The following is a 17,406-nucleotide window of genomic DNA, read 5'->3' on the forward strand; positions in this document are numbered from 1 at the left end:
CGAACCACATGCCGCGTTCACCCGCCGACGACCTCGGCATGCGGCGAGCCGGCCACGGACGCACAAGCCGGTCCCCAACGCATCCGGTCGCGCCTCCGCCGTAAACCCTGTACGCCGCTCGCCCTTGAAAGCACGCAACCATGCCGCTGACCTCGATACCGGATCTGATCGCCACGGCCCGCCCCGGCGGACTCGGCGCCTTCAACGTGATAACCCTCGAGCATGCCGAGGCGATCGCGGCCGCCGCGGAATCGGCGAGAAAGCCGGTGGTGCTGCAACTGTCGGAGAACACCGCGCGCCATCACCGCGGCATCGCCCCGCTGGCACTGGCCTGCCTGCGCATCGCCGCCGACAGTGAGGCCGCGATCGCGGTGCATCTCGACCACGCCACCAGCACCGAATTGATCCATGCCGCCGTCGATCTCGGCATCCGCTCGGTGATGTACGACGGCTCGGCCCTCGACTACGCCGACAACCGCGCCGCCACCGCCGCGATCACCGCTTGGTGCCACGAGCGCGGTGTGCACATCGAAGCCGAGCTCGGTGAGGTGGGCGGCAAGGACGGCGCCCACGCGCCCGGCGCACGCACCGATCCCGACGAGGCGGTCGAATTCGTGACCGCTACCGGCGTCGACGCACTCGCGGTCGCCGTCGGCTCCTCGCACGCCATGCACACCCGCACCGCCGAACTCGACAACGACCTCATCGCCCACTTGGCCGCGAAGGTCCCGGTCCCCCTGGTGCTACACGGCTCATCCGGCGTCCCCGATCACGGCCTGCGCGCCGCCGTCGAACACGGCATGACGAAGATCAACATCGCCACCCGCCTCAACATCCGGATGACCGCCGCCATCCGCGCCCGCCTAGCCGCAGCCCCCGACCTCTCCGACCCACGCGAATACCTCACCCCCGCCCGCACCGCCATCCAGTCCGAAGTCGAACACTTCCTCCACCTCCTCGCCGGTTGACCGCCACGAGTGGCACACCATCGAGGCCTCTTCTCGCGTTTTGCCACAGCCATGTGCCACTCGCGAGATTTGTCGGGGGTGGTGGGGAGGATGGGGGTATGGGGGAGATCGGGGAGGTTTTTCCGGGGAGTTGGGCGGTACGCGCGGGGGTGGTAAGCGCTTGGGAGTTGCGGAATGACTTCGAGCGTGTGTTTCCGGATGTTTATGTCCGGAAGGGGATTCGGCTGGATGCGCGGGGGCGCGCGCAGGCGGTCGCGCATTGGGTCAAGGGCACCGGGATTCTGGTCGGGTTCTCCGCGGCGGCTATGCATGGGACGCAGTGGCTGGACGATAAGCCCGCCGAGATCGCGCTGTCGACTCGTGCCCGGCCGCCACGGCACGTGCTGGTCTATCGGGACGCCATACCGGCGGACGAAGTATGCAGCGTCGGCGGATTCCGGTGCACCACACCGGCGCGGACCGCGTTCGACCTGGCCCGACGCCTCGACTTCGACGAGGCGGTCGAAGTCGTCGACGCCCTATGCAACGCGACCCGGCTGACCACCGCGGACATCGAACGGCTGGCCGAACGGCACCCGCGCGCACGCGGCGCCACGAGCTTGCGCCGAGTTCTGCCCTACATCGACGGCGGCGCCGAGTCCATCCAGGAGACGCGTACGCGCTTGCTGCTGCGGCAAGCAGGACTGCCCGCGCCGGAAACCCAGATCCGTATCCATGGCCCGGACGGAATGACCCTCGCACGCCTCGACATGGGCTGGCGCAAATGGCGAGTCGCCGTCGAATACGACGGAGCCCACCACTGGACCGACCGCGACCAGCGCGCCTGGGACATCGACCGCAACGCCGCCCTGGAATCCCTCGGCTGGACCCTCATCCGAGTAAGCGCCGCCCTCCTGACCCACCGCCCCCGAACCATCACCGCCCGGGCCCTGGACGCCCTCCGCCGGCACGGCGCCGACATCTGACGAGTGGCACACCATCGAGAGGCCTTCTCGCGTTTTGCCGCAGCCATGTACCACTCGTGGACATGAGCGGCCGGCGACGCATGCGAGGGGGCTGCGCCGCCGGCCGGTTCCAGTGGTGGGCAGGGCAGTTGCCCACCGGTGAGGCTGTCGATGGATCGCTTCGCATCGACGGAGACACTCTTCCGGATGGAGCTGTGTTATGGGTGTCGTGAAGCTGAGAGTCTGCTGGGAGACGTGTCAGGTGAGGTCGGCGGTGCGGATCGCGGAGGTGAATCCCGCCCACTGGGTCGGCGTGAACGCCAGCGTGGGCGACGCGTCCGATGGACCCTCGAACTTGCTGTCCCGAACCAGGACCCGACCACCGTCGAAGCACACTTCTACGCAGGTCTGGCTGTCATTGGAATACGAGGATTTGAACCACCCGGTACCGCTCACTCGATCGACTGTAATTCAGCAGCGGTCGCGCGGATGAGCGCCAGGGACTCGTCTCGGGACAGCGCGATTGTTCGCGCCCGCTCGAACACGAAACCCAGGTCGCGCACTTTGGTTTCCTTTCGGCCCTCGTCATCGACGATGATCTGGCCGAATACCGCCGATTCATGCCACGCGAGCGTCGGCAATCGCGGACTGGCGAAGTCGAGGAGATGGTAGGTGGAGCTCGCCGGGACACTGTCTGCGGCAGTGAACGGAATGACCTGTAGTTCGACGCACTCGTCATGCGACTCGAGGACGTCTGCCAGATGGATCAGTTGACGCCGCAGTACGTCCGGTCCCCCGATCTGCTGCCGGAGCGCCGCCTCGCCGACAACCACTCGCAGCGAAACAGGACTCTCCCCCGTCAGCCGTCGCTGCCGATGCAACCTCGCTTCGACACGCTGATCGACTTCGATCGCCCGCACTGTCGCGCCCGACGAAAGCATCAGTGCCCGAATGTATTCCTCGCCTTGTAGCAGGCCCGGCATCATGAGGCTCTCATACGTCCGGATCGATTCGGCGCCCCACTCCATTCCGTAGTAACGGAGGATGTCTTCCCCGAACAGTGCGGAATAGCGGCTCCACCAGCCGCGGCCTCTCGCGGCTTCCCTGAGGGCGAGCAGTTCGCGCTGTTCGTCGGCATCGATCTCGAGGATGCTCAGTAGCCGTTCCAGTTTGTCCTTGGGGAGCAGGTTGCGCTCGTTTTCGATGTGCGACCAGTACGCGGCCGAGACATCGAGCGCTCTGGTGATCGACGCGGCACCGATACCCAGCTCCAGCCGTCGCTGCCGGAGCCGGAGCGCGAGCTCCCAACGCGCAACCGCAGGTGACAGCGCCATGTCAGCACGATACAGCGGACAATGCCGCGCAATCACTTTCGTAAAGTGAGTTGTATAGTTTACGATTCGAGTGTTGCGCATCACAGCGGGGGCTTTCGGCAGAACCCGCTCCGGCGGGGAGGGGGTTCTGATGTCCGTGCACGTCGTCGACCGCATGTGGATCGTGAGCGATCGGACGCCGCATCAGGCGCGGCGGGTCAGTGACGACGCGTGGGTGGTGTCCTATCTGCGTGGCCGGATGGTGAACACCGAGCAGGCAACGGCGGCTATCCAAGCGGCGGAGATGGTTTCGCTGACGGAGGAGTTGGTGCGCCCAGTCGGGCTCACCGCGCTGGAAGCGGTCGGCCTCGTCGTCCTCGAATCGCCGTGGGACACCGCGCCGTTGCGCACTCGGTTCCGATTGCCGCGTCCGGGCGGGCGGCATCGCCGATGATCCTTCAGGTGACGCCCGGCGCGAAAATTCGATCCAGGGGGTTGACGCAGTGGAACCGCTGCCCACCAAAGAGCTCGTCCTGAAGGCTTGCCGCATGGCGCCGCATCGCGCCCACCCAGTCCTGGAGTCGGCTCACCTACTCGCGGGATTACACCAGCGCCGCCTGCGCTGTGCACCGGGCGGGACGAACGAGATCGACCAGCACCGCGCCCGCCTCGTGCTCGTCATCGACCGCTGGGTCGCCACCGAGACGTCACCGCCGCACGGCGGCGCACACATGCACACCGAAACCGTGGGCATGGTGGTCGATCGGCTCGCGCAGTTCTCCGCCAGCGCGTACGACATCCTCTCCGGCGCGCCGGAATGGGCCGTGCACAACGCCTGGGAGCGCCTCGCCGAACTGTCGCTGGGCTATGAAGATCTCGCCTACGAGGTCGCGGCGGGCGTGCGCCGCCTCCCCTATCTCAGCGGCCCGCGCGAACACCCGTGATCAGTCCTCGCCCGGCCACGCATTGGCCTCGACCCGGGCGCGCACCCGCGCCACGTCAGCTTCGGACGGCATGTCGTTGGTGATCTTGGTGATCATCACCTGGATGTCGGTCTGGTCGATGTCCGCGCCGCCGGAGCCGGCCAGCTCGGCGGCGATCCGGGCCACCTCCGCGTCGGACAGGCGGCGGCGCAGCAGGGCGAGCAGCGGGATGTAGTCGGCTTCCGGGACCCCGTCCGGGTATCCCACCCGCAGCCAGCTGATGATCGCGTGCAGGAAGGGAGGCATCGGCGGCGGCTCGGGTCAGTCGGAATCGGCGGGCGGATCGGCCAACGGCCAGCCGCCGGCCGCCAGATGGGACGCGACGCGAGCCACGTCATGCTCGTCCGGCTGCTCCTTGGCGAGCCGCGCGATGGCCTCCTCGATCTCGGTGTGCGTGATCTCGCTGCCCGAGTTCGAAGCGACCAGTTCCTCGGCGATCGCGACCACCTCGTAGTCGGTGAGGTGCCGGTGCAGCACGGCGAACAACGCCACGTAGTCCGACTGCGGCACGCCCTGCGGGTAGCCCGCGCGCAGCCAGCCCACGACTTTGCCGAGCAGTTTCGGCCGAACCGGGGCTGGTTTCACTGGATCGGTCACGCTGGCACTCCTTACGCCTGCCCGAACAGATGGATGCCGAATTTGGCCGCCAGGAACGCCTTCGCCGTGTACAGGATGCCGGTGACGATCGCAACGACGACCAGCACGAAGCACGCAAGCGCGACCGCGAGGGCCGGATAGTTACGCCGCACCGTGCCCGCGTCGGTGGTCGCGGTCATCGACCAGAACCGCACCCCGAGCGCGAAGATCATCGGCAGACCGGCGCCCAGCACCAGCCCGGCCACGATGACTTTCCACAGGGCGTTCAGATTGGTGACGAGAGTGTGCACGCCTGGTCCTCCTACACCTGGGCGGAGCGGTTGGAGTCCGCCGACGTGGTCCGGCCGCCCGCAGGCGGCGCGGTCCGATCGTCCGTGACCGGCGTGACCGCGGACGGATCGGCCCCCTCGCCCGGCCACTCGTTGACGTTGCCGGTGTGCACCGGATCGCGCCGCGACCGCAGGTACATCAGCGTCGACAACCCGACCAGCAGGGCGAAGACCACCAGCACCCCGGCCAGTCCGCCGATGACGTGGGCGATGCCCCAGCAGATCGCCCCGGCGACCGCCGCGAGCGGCAACGTGAGCAGCCATGCGACCACCATGCGCCCCATCACGGCCCAGCGCACCTCGGCGCCCTTGCCCAGGCCGGTGCCGAGGATGGAGCCGGTCGCGGTCTGCGTGGTGGACAGCGGCAACCCGAAGTGGGCCGAGGTCAGGATGATCGCGGCCGAGGCGGATTCCGCCGCGAGCCCCTGCGGCGAGTCGATCTCGACCAAGCCCTTGCCCAGCGTCCGGATGATCCGCCAGCCGCCGAGGTAGGTGCCCGCCGCGATGGCGAGGGCGCACGCGGCCATCACCCACAGCGGCAGGTCGTCGTCCTTGGTGAGCGTCCCGTGCGCCACGAGCGCGAGGAAGATCACGCCCATCGTCTTCTGCGCGTCGTTCGTGCCGTGCGCCAGCGAGACCAGCGAGGCGGAGCCGATCTGGCCCCAGCGGAATCCCTCGGTGACCTTGCCCTCCTCGGCGCCGCGCGTGATCCGGTACACCAGCCACGTGCCGATCGCCGAGATCAGCGCGGCGACGATGGGCGCGAGCACCGCGGGCAGGATGATCTTGGTGACCACGCCGTCCGACCCGGACGCCCAGATCACCCCGCTCCAGCCGAGCGCGGCCAGCGTCGCCCCGATCAGACCGCCGAACAGCGCGTGCGACGAACTCGACGGCAGGCCGAACAGCCAGGTGAGCAGGTTCCACAGGATTCCGCCGACGAGGCCGGCGAACACGATGACGATCAGGTCCTGGCCTCCGACGGCGTCGAGTCGCACGATGCCCTTCGCCACGGTGGCGGCGACGGCCACCGACAGGAACGCGCCGACCAGGTTCAGCGCCGCCGAGAGCGCGACCGCCACCCGCGGCCGGAGCGCGCCGGTGGCGATCGAGGTCGCCATCGCGTTGGCGGTGTCGTGGAAGCCGTTGGTGAAATCGAATGCGAGCGCCGTGACGATGACGATCAGGAGAACCAGTAATTCGACGGTCACGCCTCCAGTGTGCTGCACCCCCGGACGGCACAGTAATGCCGGTTACCGGAACTTCGTCCGGCCTCCGTGCACTAGTCTGATCCGTCCTGGTCAGCCGGTCCGGGTGCAGTGTGGGGCGACGGGCCGACCGGCGAACCGGTCATCGATCCACGAGTTGGCGCCGGGGATGCCGCTGAGTCCGACGAGGAAGTGCTCGCCGAAATGGACCTGGAAATCCACCTGCGTTCCGGCGCCACACCAGTCCGCGTAGAGCTTCTCCGCACCGGCTAGCGGCACCCACGGATCGTGCGTGGCGTGATACAGGAACACCGGCACCGTCGGCGCGCTCGCACCCAGCCGATTGGCGGCCAGGATCTCCCTGACCATCGGCAGGTCGGTGGGCGCGGCGGCATGGGTGAGCGCCTGCACCGGAATGGGCGCCACGGCGCCGCCGAACTCCTCCGCGGTCATGCACAGGTCCTTGCCGACCTGAGCCAGCCGCCAGCCGTCGTCGTTCATCAGGCCGAGCAGCTCGGGGTACTCTCGCGCCAGTCCGAGGGTGGCGGCCAGGAAAACTCCGGACGCGGCGTTGCGTCCGTTCATGGTGGACAGCAGCATGTCGAAGTCGGCGGGGACACCGCCGAACGCCGCACCCACCAGATTCAGCTCGGGCGCGTATCGCGGGGCCAGTTGTGCGGCCCATCCGCTCGCGATGGCGCCGCCGGAGTATCCGGTGACCACGGTCGGCGCTTCCGGTCGCAACCCGAACTCCGGCGTGTTCACCACCGCCCGGATCGAGTCGAGCACCGCGTGCCCGGCCATCAGTCCCGCCGCGTACGCCTGCCGCGGGCCCTGATGGTCGGGCACGAGCACGGCGTAGCCCTTGGACAGCGGAATCTGGGCGGCCCAGAACTCGGCTGTCGGCTCGTTCCTGAGTTTGTAGGACGGTGCGCACCGATGCCCGAGCGAGTCGATCGCGGCATTGAACGACAGCACCGGACGCGGCCCCGGTCCGTTCCACGGGGCCTGCGGCACGAGCAATGTCGCGACCACGGGCACCGGCAGGTCCTTCGAATCGGTGGACCGGATCAACAGTTCGGTCGACCGCAACGGGAACGCGGTCAGGCCCGTTCCGCCCGCACGGGACGCGAGAATCGCTCCCGGAGGCAGGCTCTCGAAGCCCGGCGGCGGCGTGTAGAAGGGATCGTCCAGCGGCGTGGGCAGGATTCCCGGATACTCGCGCGACGGCGTGAGGAACTGCTCGATCGGATTCGCCCGCACGGGCGTACCGACCGCACTCACCGCCAAGGCGCCCAGGAGTGCCGCCAACAGCAGGACATACCGTCCGCACAGCGATTTTCGCATCATCCCACCCGCCCGCCGATTCCTAGTCCGGAAGCACGAACCGGCCGGACCACTGCGTTGTGGGGGCCATCCGGAACCTTGCGCTGCCCATACTTACAGTGGCTCGACGTGCTCGGCACGCCCGACACGCGCCCGGCGCGGGAGCGACCACGCTTCACATCACGGCAGTAGTGCCCGAATGGTATCGATGGTGTCCGCGTCGGCGGGGTCTTTGTCGGGGCGATACCGCACCACACGAGCGAAACGCAGAGCGACACCGCCGGGGTAGCGGGAACTGACCTGCACGCCGTCCAGCGCGATCTCGACGACGAGTTCCGGCCACAGGTACACGGTGTGCTGATCACGCGAGCGCTCGTGGCGGGGGAATTCGTCGGTCTGCCACCGCAACAGCGCGTCGGTGAGTCCTTTGAAGGTCTTGCCCACCATGACCGGCTCGCCGCCCTCCGGGTCGCGCGCGCCGAGATGCAGGTTCGACAGATAGCCCGTGCGGCGGCCGTAGCCCCATTCCGCGCCGAGCACGACCAGGTCGAGGGTGTGCGTCGGCTTGATCTTCTGCCAGGCCCGGCCCCGCCTGCCCGCCGCGTACGGCGCGGTCAACGACTTGACCATGACGCCCTCGTGCCCCGCGGCCAGCGCGGCGTCGAAGTATTCCGCGGCCGCATCGGCATCCGGCCGCAGCAGCGCCGGGATGGTGTGCTCGGCGGCCACCTTCGTCAGCGCGGCGCGCCGCTCGGACAGCGGAGCGTCGAGCAGGTCCTGCCCGTCCAGGTGCAGACAGTCGAAGAAGTACGGATGCAGCAGCAGCTCCCTGGTGGAGCTCACCTCGGCGAACCGGCTCATGGTCTCCTGGAACGGACGCGGCCGTCCGGCGTCGGTGAGCGCCAGCGTCTCCCCGTCCAGCACGACGCTCGTGCAGTCCAGGCCCGCGACCAGCTCGACGAGTTCCGGAACGCCTGCGGTGATCTCGCGCAGCGTCCTGGTGAAGATCCGGACCCGGTCGCCGTCCCGGTGCACCTGAATGCGCGCGCCGTCCAGTTTGTGCTCGACGCTCACCTCGCCACGGAACTCGAGCAGCGCCTCGTCCAGCGTCGCACCGGGCGAGGCGAGCATGGGCTGGATCGGACGACCGACTTCGAGCCGGAACTCCGCGAGCGCCGCGGCCCCGCCGGTGAGCGCCGCGACGGCGGTGACCGGCAGGCGGCCCGACAACATGTACGCCCGGCGCACCGCATCGGGCGGCACGTCCGCGGCGACCGCCACGGCTTCGGCGACCAGGGCGGTGAGCGCCCCTTGGCGCAGTTCCCCGGTGAGCAGGCGTACCAGGAAGCCCTGCTCGTTCGCCGTCGCCGCGGACCACAGCGCCGCGAGCAGCTCCTTGCGCCTGGCCGCGGAACCGGCGCCGGAGACAACGGCCAGCTCGCTGAGCGCCGCGTGCACCGCCGACACGGTGAGCGTGGGCACCGGCGCGGGCGCGTGGTCGAGCGTGGTGAGCGTGCGCCACCCCGTACCGATCCGCCCCTGTGCCAGTTCGCCGGACGCCCAGGCGACCACGGGCACGAGCTCCTCCGGCGCGGCCGCGGTCAGCAGCGCGGCGAGCGTCGCGATCTTCGTCTTGCGCGACCTGGTCGCCCGCACGGTCTCCGAGGCCAGCACGACATCCGAGAACAACACCCTGCCGACGGTAGCCGCCGGGTACGACACCTGTCCGCGAGGAGTGTTAATCGGAAATTGGCACGGATGCGAAAGCACCCATAAGCTGGACGCATGGCCAAGACTTACGTCGGCGCTCGGCTGCGTCAACTGCGGACCGAACGCGGACTGAGCCAGGTCTCGCTGGCCCAGCAGCTGGAGATCTCGGCGAGTTACCTGAACCAGATCGAGCACGACGTGCGCCCGCTCACCGTGCCGGTGCTGCTGAAGATCAGCGACGTGTTCGGCGTCGACACGACCTTCTTCTCCGCTCAGGACGACACCCGGCTCATCGCGGAACTGCAAGAGGTCGTGATGGACGAGGAGCTGGGCATCGAGGCCGACGCCCAGGAGATCGCGGACATCGTCTCGGCGCACCCGAGCATGGCCCGCGCGCTGGTCAACATGCACAACCGCTACCGCAACACTTCCGCCCAGCTGGCCGCCGCCACCGAGGACCGGTTCGCCGACGGCGCGGGCAGCGGCGCGATCAGCAAGCCGCACGAGGAGGTGCGCGACTACTTCTACCAGCGCCAGAACTACATCCACGAGCTGGACACCGCCGCCGAGGATCTCACCGCCCGCATCCGTTTCCACGGCGGCGACGTGAACAGCGAGATCGCCAGGATCCTGCGCGCCCACGACGTACGGATCATCGAGCGCATCGACCTCGGCGAAGGCGTGCTGCACCGCTACGACCCGCAGACCCGCACCCTGGAGATCGCGCCGCACCTGTCCGGCGGGCAGCGAACCTTCAAACTGGCCGCCGAGCTGGCCTACTTCGAGTGCGGCGAGCTGCTGGAGAAGCTGGTCGAGGAAGGCAATTTCGCCTCCGAGGACGCCCGCAAGCTGGCCATGCTGGGGCTGGCCAACTACTTCGCCGCGGCGACGGTGCTGCCGTACACGCATTTCCACGAGGTCGCCGAGGACTTCCGCTACGACATCGAGCGGCTGTCGGCGTTCTTCACGCAGAGCTACGAGACCATCTGCCACCGGCTTTCCACGCTGCAACGGCCGTCGCTGCGCGGCGTGCCGTTCTCGTTCGTGCGGGTGGACCGGGCGGGCAACATGTCCAAGCGCCAGTCCGCCACCGGTTTCCACTTCTCCGCCAGCGGCGGCACGTGCCCGCTGTGGAACGTCTACGAGACCTTCGCCTACCCGGGCAAGATCATGACCCAGATCGCGCAGATGCCCGACGGCCGCAAATACCTCTGGGTGGCGCGCACGGTGGAACGCCGCGCCACCCGCTTCGGCCAGCCGAGCAAAACCTTCGCCATCGGTCTCGGCTGCGAATTGCGGCACGCGGCCCGCGTGATCTACGCCGACGGCATCGATCTCGACGAAGTGCAGCCGACGCCGATCGGTGCGGGCTGCCGAGTCTGCGAACGCGCCAATTGCCCGCAGCGCGCCTTCCCACCCCTGGGCAAAGTGCTCGACATCAGCGAACACCGCAGCTCCGTATCGCCGTACGTGCTGAAGTAGTCCCACCGGTTCCGTAGGTTGTCGCTATGGCCGGTGATTCGCGGTACCCCATGCCCGCGTCGATCGTGCTGATCGCGACGCCGGAAGGTTGGCGGCACAGCGTCCTGGACACGCGGGGCGGGATGCTCTGCGGTCGGCTGGCGCAGATCGCCGCTGACGCCGCGCCGGAGCAGGCGCGCGCCGCGGCGGTCGCGATGCTGCGCGACGTGGCCCGGGAATATCACGACACCGAAATCGAAGTGGTCTGGAATGGTCCGGAGCCCGAAAAAATGCTGACAGCTCAGGTGATTTCGTTGCGGCACCGTCCCTGAACGAACATCCGGCCGGTATCGGAGCACCGATACCGGCCGGACATCCTGTTCGCTCAGGCGGCCGTCGACCTCTGCATGCGGAGACCGATCCCCGTCATACCCAGTGCGGCGACGAGCAACAGGGCCAGCGTCCAGGCGAGGGTCGCGAAGCCGTGGGGCGCCGCGGCGGCAGCGACCAGCGGGCCGATGGTCGCGCCCACGTAGAAGGAGAACATCGCGACGGACATCGCGGCCGCGCGGGATTCACCGCCCAGTTCACCCGCGCTCTGCAGCACGGCCGGCGCGATGATGCCCAGTCCGCCGACCAGAACGGCGAGCAGCACGGCCAGCACGGCCGGGTGAGTTCCCTCGAAGGTCGCGACCACCATCGCCGCGGCGGCGATCAGCACGCCCAGCGCGATCTGACCGTGCTTGGACAGCCGGGCCAGCGGCACCGCGAGCAGGGGAAGCGCCACCATCACCGGCAGCGCGCCCGCACGCAGCGCGAGCAGTTCGCCCGCGCCTCGAACCACTCCGGTCAGTTCGAGGCCGGTGTACACCCCGACCATCACCGCCATGCTCATCGCGCCCGCGATCAGCATCGGCACCAGCGCCCGGATGCGCAGCACCGCCGGAATGGCGGCGTAGCTGTGCCGCAGCGGCTTGTCCCGGCCGGTGGGCGCGTCGGCCAGCAGCGCGGACCGCAACACCAGCGCGAGCACGGCGAAAGCGATCGCGGAGGCGACGAACACGGTGCGCCACGGCAATGCGGCGACCATCCACTGCGACACGATCTGGGCGACCACCGTCGCCGCGAGGAACGACGTGGCCACGGACATGGTGGCCACGGCACGGTGTGCCGGAGCGATGCGGGTCGCCACGTAGGCCATGATCGCGGGCGGGATCGAGCCGACCACCAGCCCCTGCGCCACCCGCAGGCCGACGGCCAGTGGAGCGCTGAACGCCAAACCGGTCAACAGTGTGACCGCTGCGGCCACCAGCATCCCGGTGACGAGCACCCGGCGGTGCCCATAGCGATCCGACAGCGGCCCGAACAGGACGAAGCCGCCGGCGTAGCCGAAGGCGAACGCGCTGATGATCCAGGTCATCACGGCGGGACCGACGCTCCAGTCGGCCCGCATAGCGGTGAAAAGTGGGATCGGAACGTACATCTGGCCGGTCGCCAGCAGTGCGGACAAGACGAAGAAGGGCAGGGTGCGCCCGGTGTGGGCACGCGACGAGACGACTCGGGTGCGCGTCCGGACCGGAGCCACGGACTGAAGAGTGGGCATTGCCATGGGTCGAAGGTAGGCCCTGGCGAGCCGCGTTGTCAACCAAATAGTTGGTTTAATGGAATGGTAAAGTGTCCGTCATGACCGCCACGATGAAACGCAGTGACGCGACCAGGCAGGCCCTGTTGCGCGCCGCCCGCGACGAGTTCGCGCAGCACGGGCTGGCCGGCGCGCGGGTCGACCGGATCGCGGACGCGGCGGGTGTCAACAAGGAACGCATCTACGGACTGTTCGGCAGCAAGGACAAGCTGTTCGACGTCATCCTGATCGACACCCTGCGCGAGTTCATCGACGTGGTGAAGCCGCTGGCCGACACCGAACCCGGCGCGTACGTCGGCAAGCTGTACGACTACCACCGGGACAACCCCCAGCTACTGCGCCTGATGCTCTGGGAGGCACTGCATCGCGGCGCCGACGCGCACGACATCGACGGCTGGCGCGCCGCGCACTACGTGCGCAAATTCGATCGCGCGCAGGAACAGTTCGACGTGGACTCCGCGAACGCGGGCCGCCTGCTGCTGGCCCTGTGCGGCCTGGCCAATTGGTCACTCGCCGTTCCGCAGACCACCAAACTGCTGCTCGGCGAGGCCGCCGCGGAGGATGGGAACGCCACCCGCGCGTTCCTGATGGAGTTCGCCAGGGCGGCGATGCGCCGCGACGCGGCCCCCGGCGAACGGGAAGCACGCCTGCCCGAGGTCGAGCTGGTCAATGACTTGACCGCCGACGACGAGCCGTCCGGAGTCGACCGAGCCGCCCAGCGTCTCCGCGACGCCCAAGCCGCCGCCGACGCCGCCCGCGAAGAACTCGCTACCGCCCTACGCGCCGCCCACGCCGCGGGCGCGAGCGCCAACCACCTCGCCCGTCAGGTCTCCGGCACCCTGTCCCGTCCCGTGGTGCTCAAACTCCTGTCCCAGCCCGAACCCTGAACCCGCCGCGAGCGACATCACCCGCCCGAACAGCGCACTCGATGCCGAGGCCCGAGACTCGACGCGCCCAGCGCACCGCAACTATGTCTTTCGAGCGAAGCGAGACCGAGCATGCGGCTGATCAAAACGCACTTTCTTCGAGGTTCATGATGTCGTTGTCCAGCGTCGCGACGATTCCGCGCACCGCGCTCAGCGTCGGCAGCACGTTCTTGACGAAAAAGCTCGCGACGGCGACTTTTCCGGCGTAGAAAGCGCGGTCCTTCTCCGGTGCGTCGGCGGCCAGCGCGGCGGCCGCGATCTCCGCCTGGACCAGCAGCCGCCAGCCGATGAGCAGATCGCCGACCGCCAGCAGGAAACGCACCGAACCAAGACCCACCTTGTACAACTCGGTGGGCCGCTGCTGGGCGGCCATCAGGAAGCCGGTGAGCGAGGCGGCCATGGCCTGTACGTCCTCGGCGGCCGTGCGCAGTAGTTCGCGTTCGGTGTCGAACCGCCCGGTCTTGGCGTCCAGGAACGCCGCGATCCGCGCGTTGACGTGGCCGAGCGCCACACCTTGGTCGCGAATGACCTTGCGGAAGAAGAAGTCCTGCGCCTGGATGGCGGTGGTGCCCTCGTACAGCGAGTCGATCTTCGCGTCCCGGATGTACTGCTCGATCGGGTAGTCCTGGAGATAACCGGATCCGCCCAAGGTCTGCAACGATTCCGTCAGGTACTGGTAGGCCCGCTCCGAACCGACTCCCTTGACGATCGGCAGCAGCAGATCGCTCACCCGGTGCGCCAGCTCGGGGTCGGCGCCCGAAACGAGCTGCGCCACATCGGCGTTCTGATGGGCGGCGGTGTACAGATACACCGCCCGCAAACCCTCCGCGTACGCCTTTTGCATGGCGAGCGAACGTCGGACGTCCGGGTGCTGGGTGATGGCCACACGCGGCGCGGCCTTGTCGGTCATCTGCGTCAGATCCGCGCCCTGAACGCGCTCCTTGGCGTAGGTCAGCGCGTTGAGGTAACCGGTCGACAGGGTGCCGGAGGATTTGACGCCGACCATCATGCGCGCGTTCTCGATCACCTGGAACATCTGCGCGATGCCGTTGTGCACGTCACCGACCAGCCAGCCCTTGGCGGGCGTGCCGTGGCCGCCGAAGGTCAACTCGCAGGTGGGCGAGGACTTCAGGCCCATCTTGTGCTCGACCCCGGTGACGTACACGCCGTTGCGGTCGCCGAGTGCCAAAGTCTCGGGGTCGAAGAGGAACTTGGGCACGTAGAACAGCGACAGCCCCTTGGTGCCCGGCCCGGCGCCCTCGGGACGGGCCAGCACCAGATGGAAGACGTTCTCGGCGGTGTCACCGACTTCCGCGCCGGAGATGAAGCGCTTGACACCCTCGATGTGCCAGGAGCCGTCCTCTTGCCTGATCGCCTTGGTGCGCCCGGCGCCGACGTCGGAACCGGCGTCGGGCTCGGTCAGCACCATGGTGCCCTGCCAGCCCTTCTCGAATCCGAGCGTGGCCCAGTGCCGCTGCTGCTCGGTGCCGACCTCGAACAGCACGGACGACATGACCGGGCCCATGTTGAAGAACGACGCCGACGGATTGGCGCAGGTGATCATCTCGGCGACCGACCAGACCAGCGTCGCGGGGGCCGGGGTGCCGCCCATGCCCTCCGGCATGCCGAGCCTGCTCCAGTCCGCGTCGCGCACGGCGGCGACGGTCCTACGGAGCGGCTCCGGAACAGAGATCGAGAAAGTGGCGGCGTCGTAGACGACCGGATCGCGGTCGGCCGCCGCGAAGGAGTCCGCTACCGGCCCCTCGGCCAAGCGCTTCACCTCGGACAGGATCTCCCGGACGGTGTCGGAATCGAGGTCGCCGTAGGCCCCGGTATCGAGCAGCTTGTTCAGCTCGAGCACTTCGAACAGGTTGAACTCGATATCCCTCAGGTTCGCCTTGTAGTGGCCCACCTGGTCCTCCTCGACTCGAGTCCGCGGCCCGCCGCCGCGGCATGGGACGGTTCAGACGTCGTACGAATCGAAGCGTGCCGTATCGCGGCGACGCTACGCAACCGTAGCCACATCCGCCCCGGCCAGCGGGTTTGCCGGGATCTCACAACTGTTCACCATCCGTTCACAGGAAAGGTTCACATCGGCGAAACAGACGAAACGGACTTGTCATCGAGAGATATTCCGGCGCAACAACTCCTGTCTACCGTTCCTTCACGAATACAGCCGTTGTATACAGCCCCGTCTACAGCCGTGAGCGGGGCGAAGGCGGCGGTGTTCGACGCGGCGTCCTGCCGACGCCGCCGCGATACCTGATGAGGAAAGGGCTCGCCCCATGCCAAGTTTCCGTGCCACCCATCGCTCCGGGCGTTTGGTGCGAGCGATGGCGGTACCCACCGCGGTCGCGCTCGCCGGCTTGTTGCTGACCGCCTGCGGCGCGAAGGACGACGCCTCGACCACCGGCTCGGGCGCCGCGTCCTGCGTCGACACGTCGAAGGACACGATCAAGGTCGGTTCACTGCACTCCCTGTCCGGCACGATGGCCATCTCCGAGGTCACCGTCGCCAACTCGACCAAGCTCGCGGTCGACCAGATCAACGCCGCGGGCGGCGTGCTCGGCAAGAAGATCGACCTGGTGCTAGAGGACGGCGCCTCGGACCCGAAGACCTTCGCGGAGAAGGCCGAGAAGCTGATCAGCTCCGACTGCGTCGCCGCGGTGTTCGGTGGCTGGACCTCATCGAGCCGCAAGGCGATGAAGCCGAAGTTCGAGAGCCTGAACTCGCTGCTCTACTACCCCGTGCAGTACGAGGGCCTGGAGGACAGCAAGAACATCTTCTACACCGGCGCCACCACCAACCAGCAGATCGTCCCGGCCCTGGACTACTTGAAGCAGAAGGGCATCACCTCCCTCTACCTGGTGGGCAGTGACTACGTCTTCCCGCAGACCGCCAATCGCGAGATCAAGGCGTACGCCGCCGCCAACGGCATCGAGATCAAGGGCGAGGACTACACCCCGCTCGGCTCCACCGATTTCTCCACCATCGTGAACAAGGTTCGCGCCGCGAAGGCGGGCGCGGTGTTCAACACTCTCAACGGTGACTCCAACGTCGCGTTCTTCCGCGAGTACACCAACGCGGGCCTGAAAGCCGCCGAGATGCCGGTGGTCTCGGTCTCGATCGCCGAAGAGGAAGTGGCGGGCATCGGCGCGCAGAACATCGCAGGCCAGCTCACCGCGTGGAACTACTACCAGACCGTCGACAGCCCGGTGAACCGGAAGTTCGTCGCCGACTACAAGGCCGCCTTCGGCGCCGACAAGCCGACCTCGGACCCGATGGAAGCCGCCTACGCGTCGGTCTACCTGTGGAAGAACACCGTCGAGAAGGCGAAATCGTTCAAGGTCGAGGACATCCAGGCCGCCGCCGACGGCGTGACCTTCGACGCGCCCGAGGGCCTGGTCACCATCAACGGCGCCAACCACCACATCACCAAGACCGCCCGTATCGGCGAGATCCGCCCCGACGGCCTGATCTACACCGTGTGGGACTCCGGCAAGGCCGTGACGCCGGACCCCTACCTGAAGTCCTACGACTGGGCCAAGGGCCTGAAGTAGTCCGCGGCTGTCCGCGGCCCAGCTACCGGTGCCCGCCCGGCGACACAGTCGCGACGGCGGTCACGCGGAGCGCGTAATGAGGGGGGCCGCGGACAGCATCGGACCGGCGCAGGCATCGCAGGCCCTGCGGCAACTAGCCGCAGGGCACGGCCACCGATTCCGCGCATGCCGCTTGCGGCCATACCGCTTCCGGCCATACCGCTTCCGGCACAGCTTCGGTCCCTGGTCACAAGCGCTCAACGCGCACCGCGCTAGCCACGGAGGTGAACGAAGAGAGCCACTGGTAGGCGAACACCAGATCCTCCGGCGCACACCGAACGCGCCCAGCGCACCTCAGCTCCAGGTTTCGAGCGAAGCGAGACCGAGCATGCGCCGTTCGCGGCCCGGCTCGCGTTTGCGCGGCCGCCGCGCACGCGACGAAGGAGCAAGCGGCGGTCGC

At 68.2% G+C, this 17,406-nt stretch carries 18 protein-coding genes; 8 read left to right on the forward strand and 10 right to left on the reverse strand.

The genetic code is table 11. The features are described 5' to 3' along the window. Positions 1-140 precede the first annotated feature (140 nt). On the forward strand, positions 141-968 hold the full coding sequence (locus ACWESM_RS26305) for a class II fructose-bisphosphate aldolase (protein WP_364424451.1): 828 nt from the start codon (positions 141-143) through the stop codon (positions 966-968). 188 nt (positions 969-1,156) lie between these two features. Continuing rightward, positions 1,157-1,933 (forward strand): DUF559 domain-containing protein, encoded by a 777-nt coding sequence (locus ACWESM_RS26310; protein WP_397279592.1) that lies wholly within the window; start codon positions 1,157-1,159, stop codon positions 1,931-1,933. Positions 1,934-2,170: 237 nt separating this feature from the next. Here the strand turns inward: ACWESM_RS26310 and ACWESM_RS26315 are convergent, their stop codons facing one another. Further along, entirely contained in the window at positions 2,171-2,368 is a 198-nt protein-coding gene (locus ACWESM_RS26315) for a DUF397 domain-containing protein (protein ID WP_379254077.1), read from the reverse strand. Beyond that, positions 2,365-3,246 carry a DUF5753 domain-containing protein gene (locus tag ACWESM_RS26320; RefSeq protein WP_397279589.1) on the reverse strand — a complete coding sequence of 294 codons (882 nt, stop codon included), beginning with the start codon at positions 3,244-3,246 and terminating at the stop codon, positions 2,365-2,367. The genes ACWESM_RS26315 and ACWESM_RS26320 overlap by 4 nt, the downstream gene beginning before the upstream one ends. A 130-nt stretch (positions 3,247-3,376) precedes the next feature. Here ACWESM_RS26320 and ACWESM_RS26325 point away from each other — a divergent pair, with 130 nt between their 5' ends. Both ACWESM_RS26325 and ACWESM_RS26330 read left to right on the forward strand, forming a co-directional pair. Continuing rightward, complete coding sequence (locus ACWESM_RS26325; RefSeq protein ID WP_355071772.1) at positions 3,377-3,679, forward strand: hypothetical protein; 303 nt, start codon at positions 3,377-3,379, stop codon at positions 3,677-3,679. A 49-nt stretch (positions 3,680-3,728) separates the two neighbouring features. Next, positions 3,729-4,169 carry a DUF4254 domain-containing protein gene (locus tag ACWESM_RS26330; RefSeq protein ID WP_364424460.1) on the forward strand — a complete coding sequence of 147 codons (441 nt, stop codon included), beginning with the start codon at positions 3,729-3,731 and terminating at the stop codon, positions 4,167-4,169. Here the strand turns inward: ACWESM_RS26330 and ACWESM_RS26335 are convergent, their stop codons facing one another. From ACWESM_RS26335 to ACWESM_RS26360, 6 genes are all read right to left on the reverse strand, one after another. After that, complete coding sequence (locus tag ACWESM_RS26335; RefSeq protein ID WP_355071768.1) at positions 4,170-4,454, reverse strand: DUF3349 domain-containing protein; 285 nt, start codon at positions 4,452-4,454, stop codon at positions 4,170-4,172. 15 nt (positions 4,455-4,469) lie between these two features. Continuing rightward, the gene (locus ACWESM_RS26340; protein ID WP_355071767.1) at positions 4,470-4,805 is read right to left on the reverse strand and encodes a DUF3349 domain-containing protein; all 336 of its coding nucleotides are present in this window, start codon (positions 4,803-4,805) and stop codon (positions 4,470-4,472) included. A gap of 11 nt (positions 4,806-4,816) precedes the next feature. Beyond that, the gene (locus ACWESM_RS26345) at positions 4,817-5,095 is read right to left on the reverse strand and encodes a hypothetical protein (RefSeq protein ID WP_364424463.1); all 279 of its coding nucleotides are present in this window, start codon (positions 5,093-5,095) and stop codon (positions 4,817-4,819) included. A gap of 11 nt (positions 5,096-5,106) precedes the next feature. Then, entirely contained in the window at positions 5,107-6,345 is a 1,239-nt protein-coding gene (locus ACWESM_RS26350) for an inorganic phosphate transporter (protein WP_355071763.1), read from the reverse strand. A 90-nt stretch (positions 6,346-6,435) separates the two neighbouring features. Further along, positions 6,436-7,692 carry a lipase family protein gene (locus tag ACWESM_RS26355; protein ID WP_412804869.1) on the reverse strand — a complete coding sequence of 419 codons (1,257 nt, stop codon included), beginning with the start codon at positions 7,690-7,692 and terminating at the stop codon, positions 6,436-6,438. A gap of 156 nt (positions 7,693-7,848) precedes the next feature. Further along, positions 7,849-9,360 (reverse strand): ATP-dependent DNA ligase, encoded by a 1,512-nt coding sequence (locus ACWESM_RS26360; protein ID WP_452494018.1) that lies wholly within the window; start codon positions 9,358-9,360, stop codon positions 7,849-7,851. A 93-nt stretch (positions 9,361-9,453) separates the two neighbouring features. Between ACWESM_RS26360 and ramB the strand changes: the two genes are divergently transcribed. After that, positions 9,454-10,860, forward strand: a complete 1,407-nt coding sequence (gene ramB / locus ACWESM_RS26365; RefSeq protein ID WP_355071757.1) for an acetate metabolism transcriptional regulator RamB — start codon at positions 9,454-9,456, stop codon at positions 10,858-10,860. 26 nt (positions 10,861-10,886) lie between these two features. Beyond that, positions 10,887-11,171, forward strand: coding sequence for a hypothetical protein (locus ACWESM_RS26370; protein ID WP_355071755.1), 285 nt, complete (start codon positions 10,887-10,889; stop codon positions 11,169-11,171). A 53-nt stretch (positions 11,172-11,224) separates the two neighbouring features. Here the strand turns inward: ACWESM_RS26370 and ACWESM_RS26375 are convergent, their stop codons facing one another. After that, positions 11,225-12,448 carry an MFS transporter gene (locus tag ACWESM_RS26375; RefSeq protein ID WP_364424474.1) on the reverse strand — a complete coding sequence of 408 codons (1,224 nt, stop codon included), beginning with the start codon at positions 12,446-12,448 and terminating at the stop codon, positions 11,225-11,227. 74 nt (positions 12,449-12,522) lie between these two features. Here ACWESM_RS26375 and ACWESM_RS26380 point away from each other — a divergent pair, with 74 nt between their 5' ends. Beyond that, on the forward strand, positions 12,523-13,368 hold the full coding sequence (locus ACWESM_RS26380) for a TetR/AcrR family transcriptional regulator (RefSeq protein ID WP_364424476.1): 846 nt from the start codon (positions 12,523-12,525) through the stop codon (positions 13,366-13,368). A gap of 121 nt (positions 13,369-13,489) precedes the next feature. Here the strand turns inward: ACWESM_RS26380 and ACWESM_RS26385 are convergent, their stop codons facing one another. Beyond that, the gene (locus ACWESM_RS26385) at positions 13,490-15,319 is read right to left on the reverse strand and encodes an acyl-CoA dehydrogenase (RefSeq protein WP_452494020.1); all 1,830 of its coding nucleotides are present in this window, start codon (positions 15,317-15,319) and stop codon (positions 13,490-13,492) included. A gap of 373 nt (positions 15,320-15,692) precedes the next feature. Between ACWESM_RS26385 and urtA the strand changes: the two genes are divergently transcribed. Next, complete coding sequence (gene urtA, locus ACWESM_RS26390) at positions 15,693-16,967, forward strand: urea ABC transporter substrate-binding protein (RefSeq protein ID WP_355071748.1); 1,275 nt, start codon at positions 15,693-15,695, stop codon at positions 16,965-16,967. The last annotated feature ends 439 nt before the right edge of the window (positions 16,968-17,406 follow it).

The organism is Nocardia sp. NPDC003999 (genome assembly GCF_053604885.1).

What these genes read in the sequence shown, in the direction of transcription:
- ACWESM_RS26305 (WP_364424451.1), top strand. Translation starts at nt 141, where the DNA reads ATGCCGCTGACCTCGATACCGGATCTGATCGCCACGGCCCGCCCCGGC.
- ACWESM_RS26320 (WP_397279589.1), bottom strand. Translation starts at nt 3,246, where the DNA reads ATGGCGCTGTCACCTGCGGTTGCGCGTTGGGAGCTCGCGCTCCGGCTC.
- ACWESM_RS26325 (WP_355071772.1), top strand. Translation starts at nt 3,377, where the DNA reads ATGTCCGTGCACGTCGTCGACCGCATGTGGATCGTGAGCGATCGGACG.
- ACWESM_RS26335 (WP_355071768.1), bottom strand. Translation starts at nt 4,454, where the DNA reads ATGCCTCCCTTCCTGCACGCGATCATCAGCTGGCTGCGGGTGGGATAC.
- ACWESM_RS26355 (WP_412804869.1), bottom strand. Translation starts at nt 7,692, where the DNA reads ATGATGCGAAAATCGCTGTGCGGACGGTATGTCCTGCTGTTGGCGGCA.
- ramB (WP_355071757.1), top strand. Translation starts at nt 9,454, where the DNA reads ATGGCCAAGACTTACGTCGGCGCTCGGCTGCGTCAACTGCGGACCGAA.
- ACWESM_RS26370 (WP_355071755.1), top strand. Translation starts at nt 10,887, where the DNA reads ATGGCCGGTGATTCGCGGTACCCCATGCCCGCGTCGATCGTGCTGATC.
- ACWESM_RS26375 (WP_364424474.1), bottom strand. Translation starts at nt 12,448, where the DNA reads ATGGCAATGCCCACTCTTCAGTCCGTGGCTCCGGTCCGGACGCGCACC.
- ACWESM_RS26380 (WP_364424476.1), top strand. Translation starts at nt 12,523, where the DNA reads ATGACCGCCACGATGAAACGCAGTGACGCGACCAGGCAGGCCCTGTTG.
- urtA (WP_355071748.1), top strand. Translation starts at nt 15,693, where the DNA reads ATGCCAAGTTTCCGTGCCACCCATCGCTCCGGGCGTTTGGTGCGAGCG.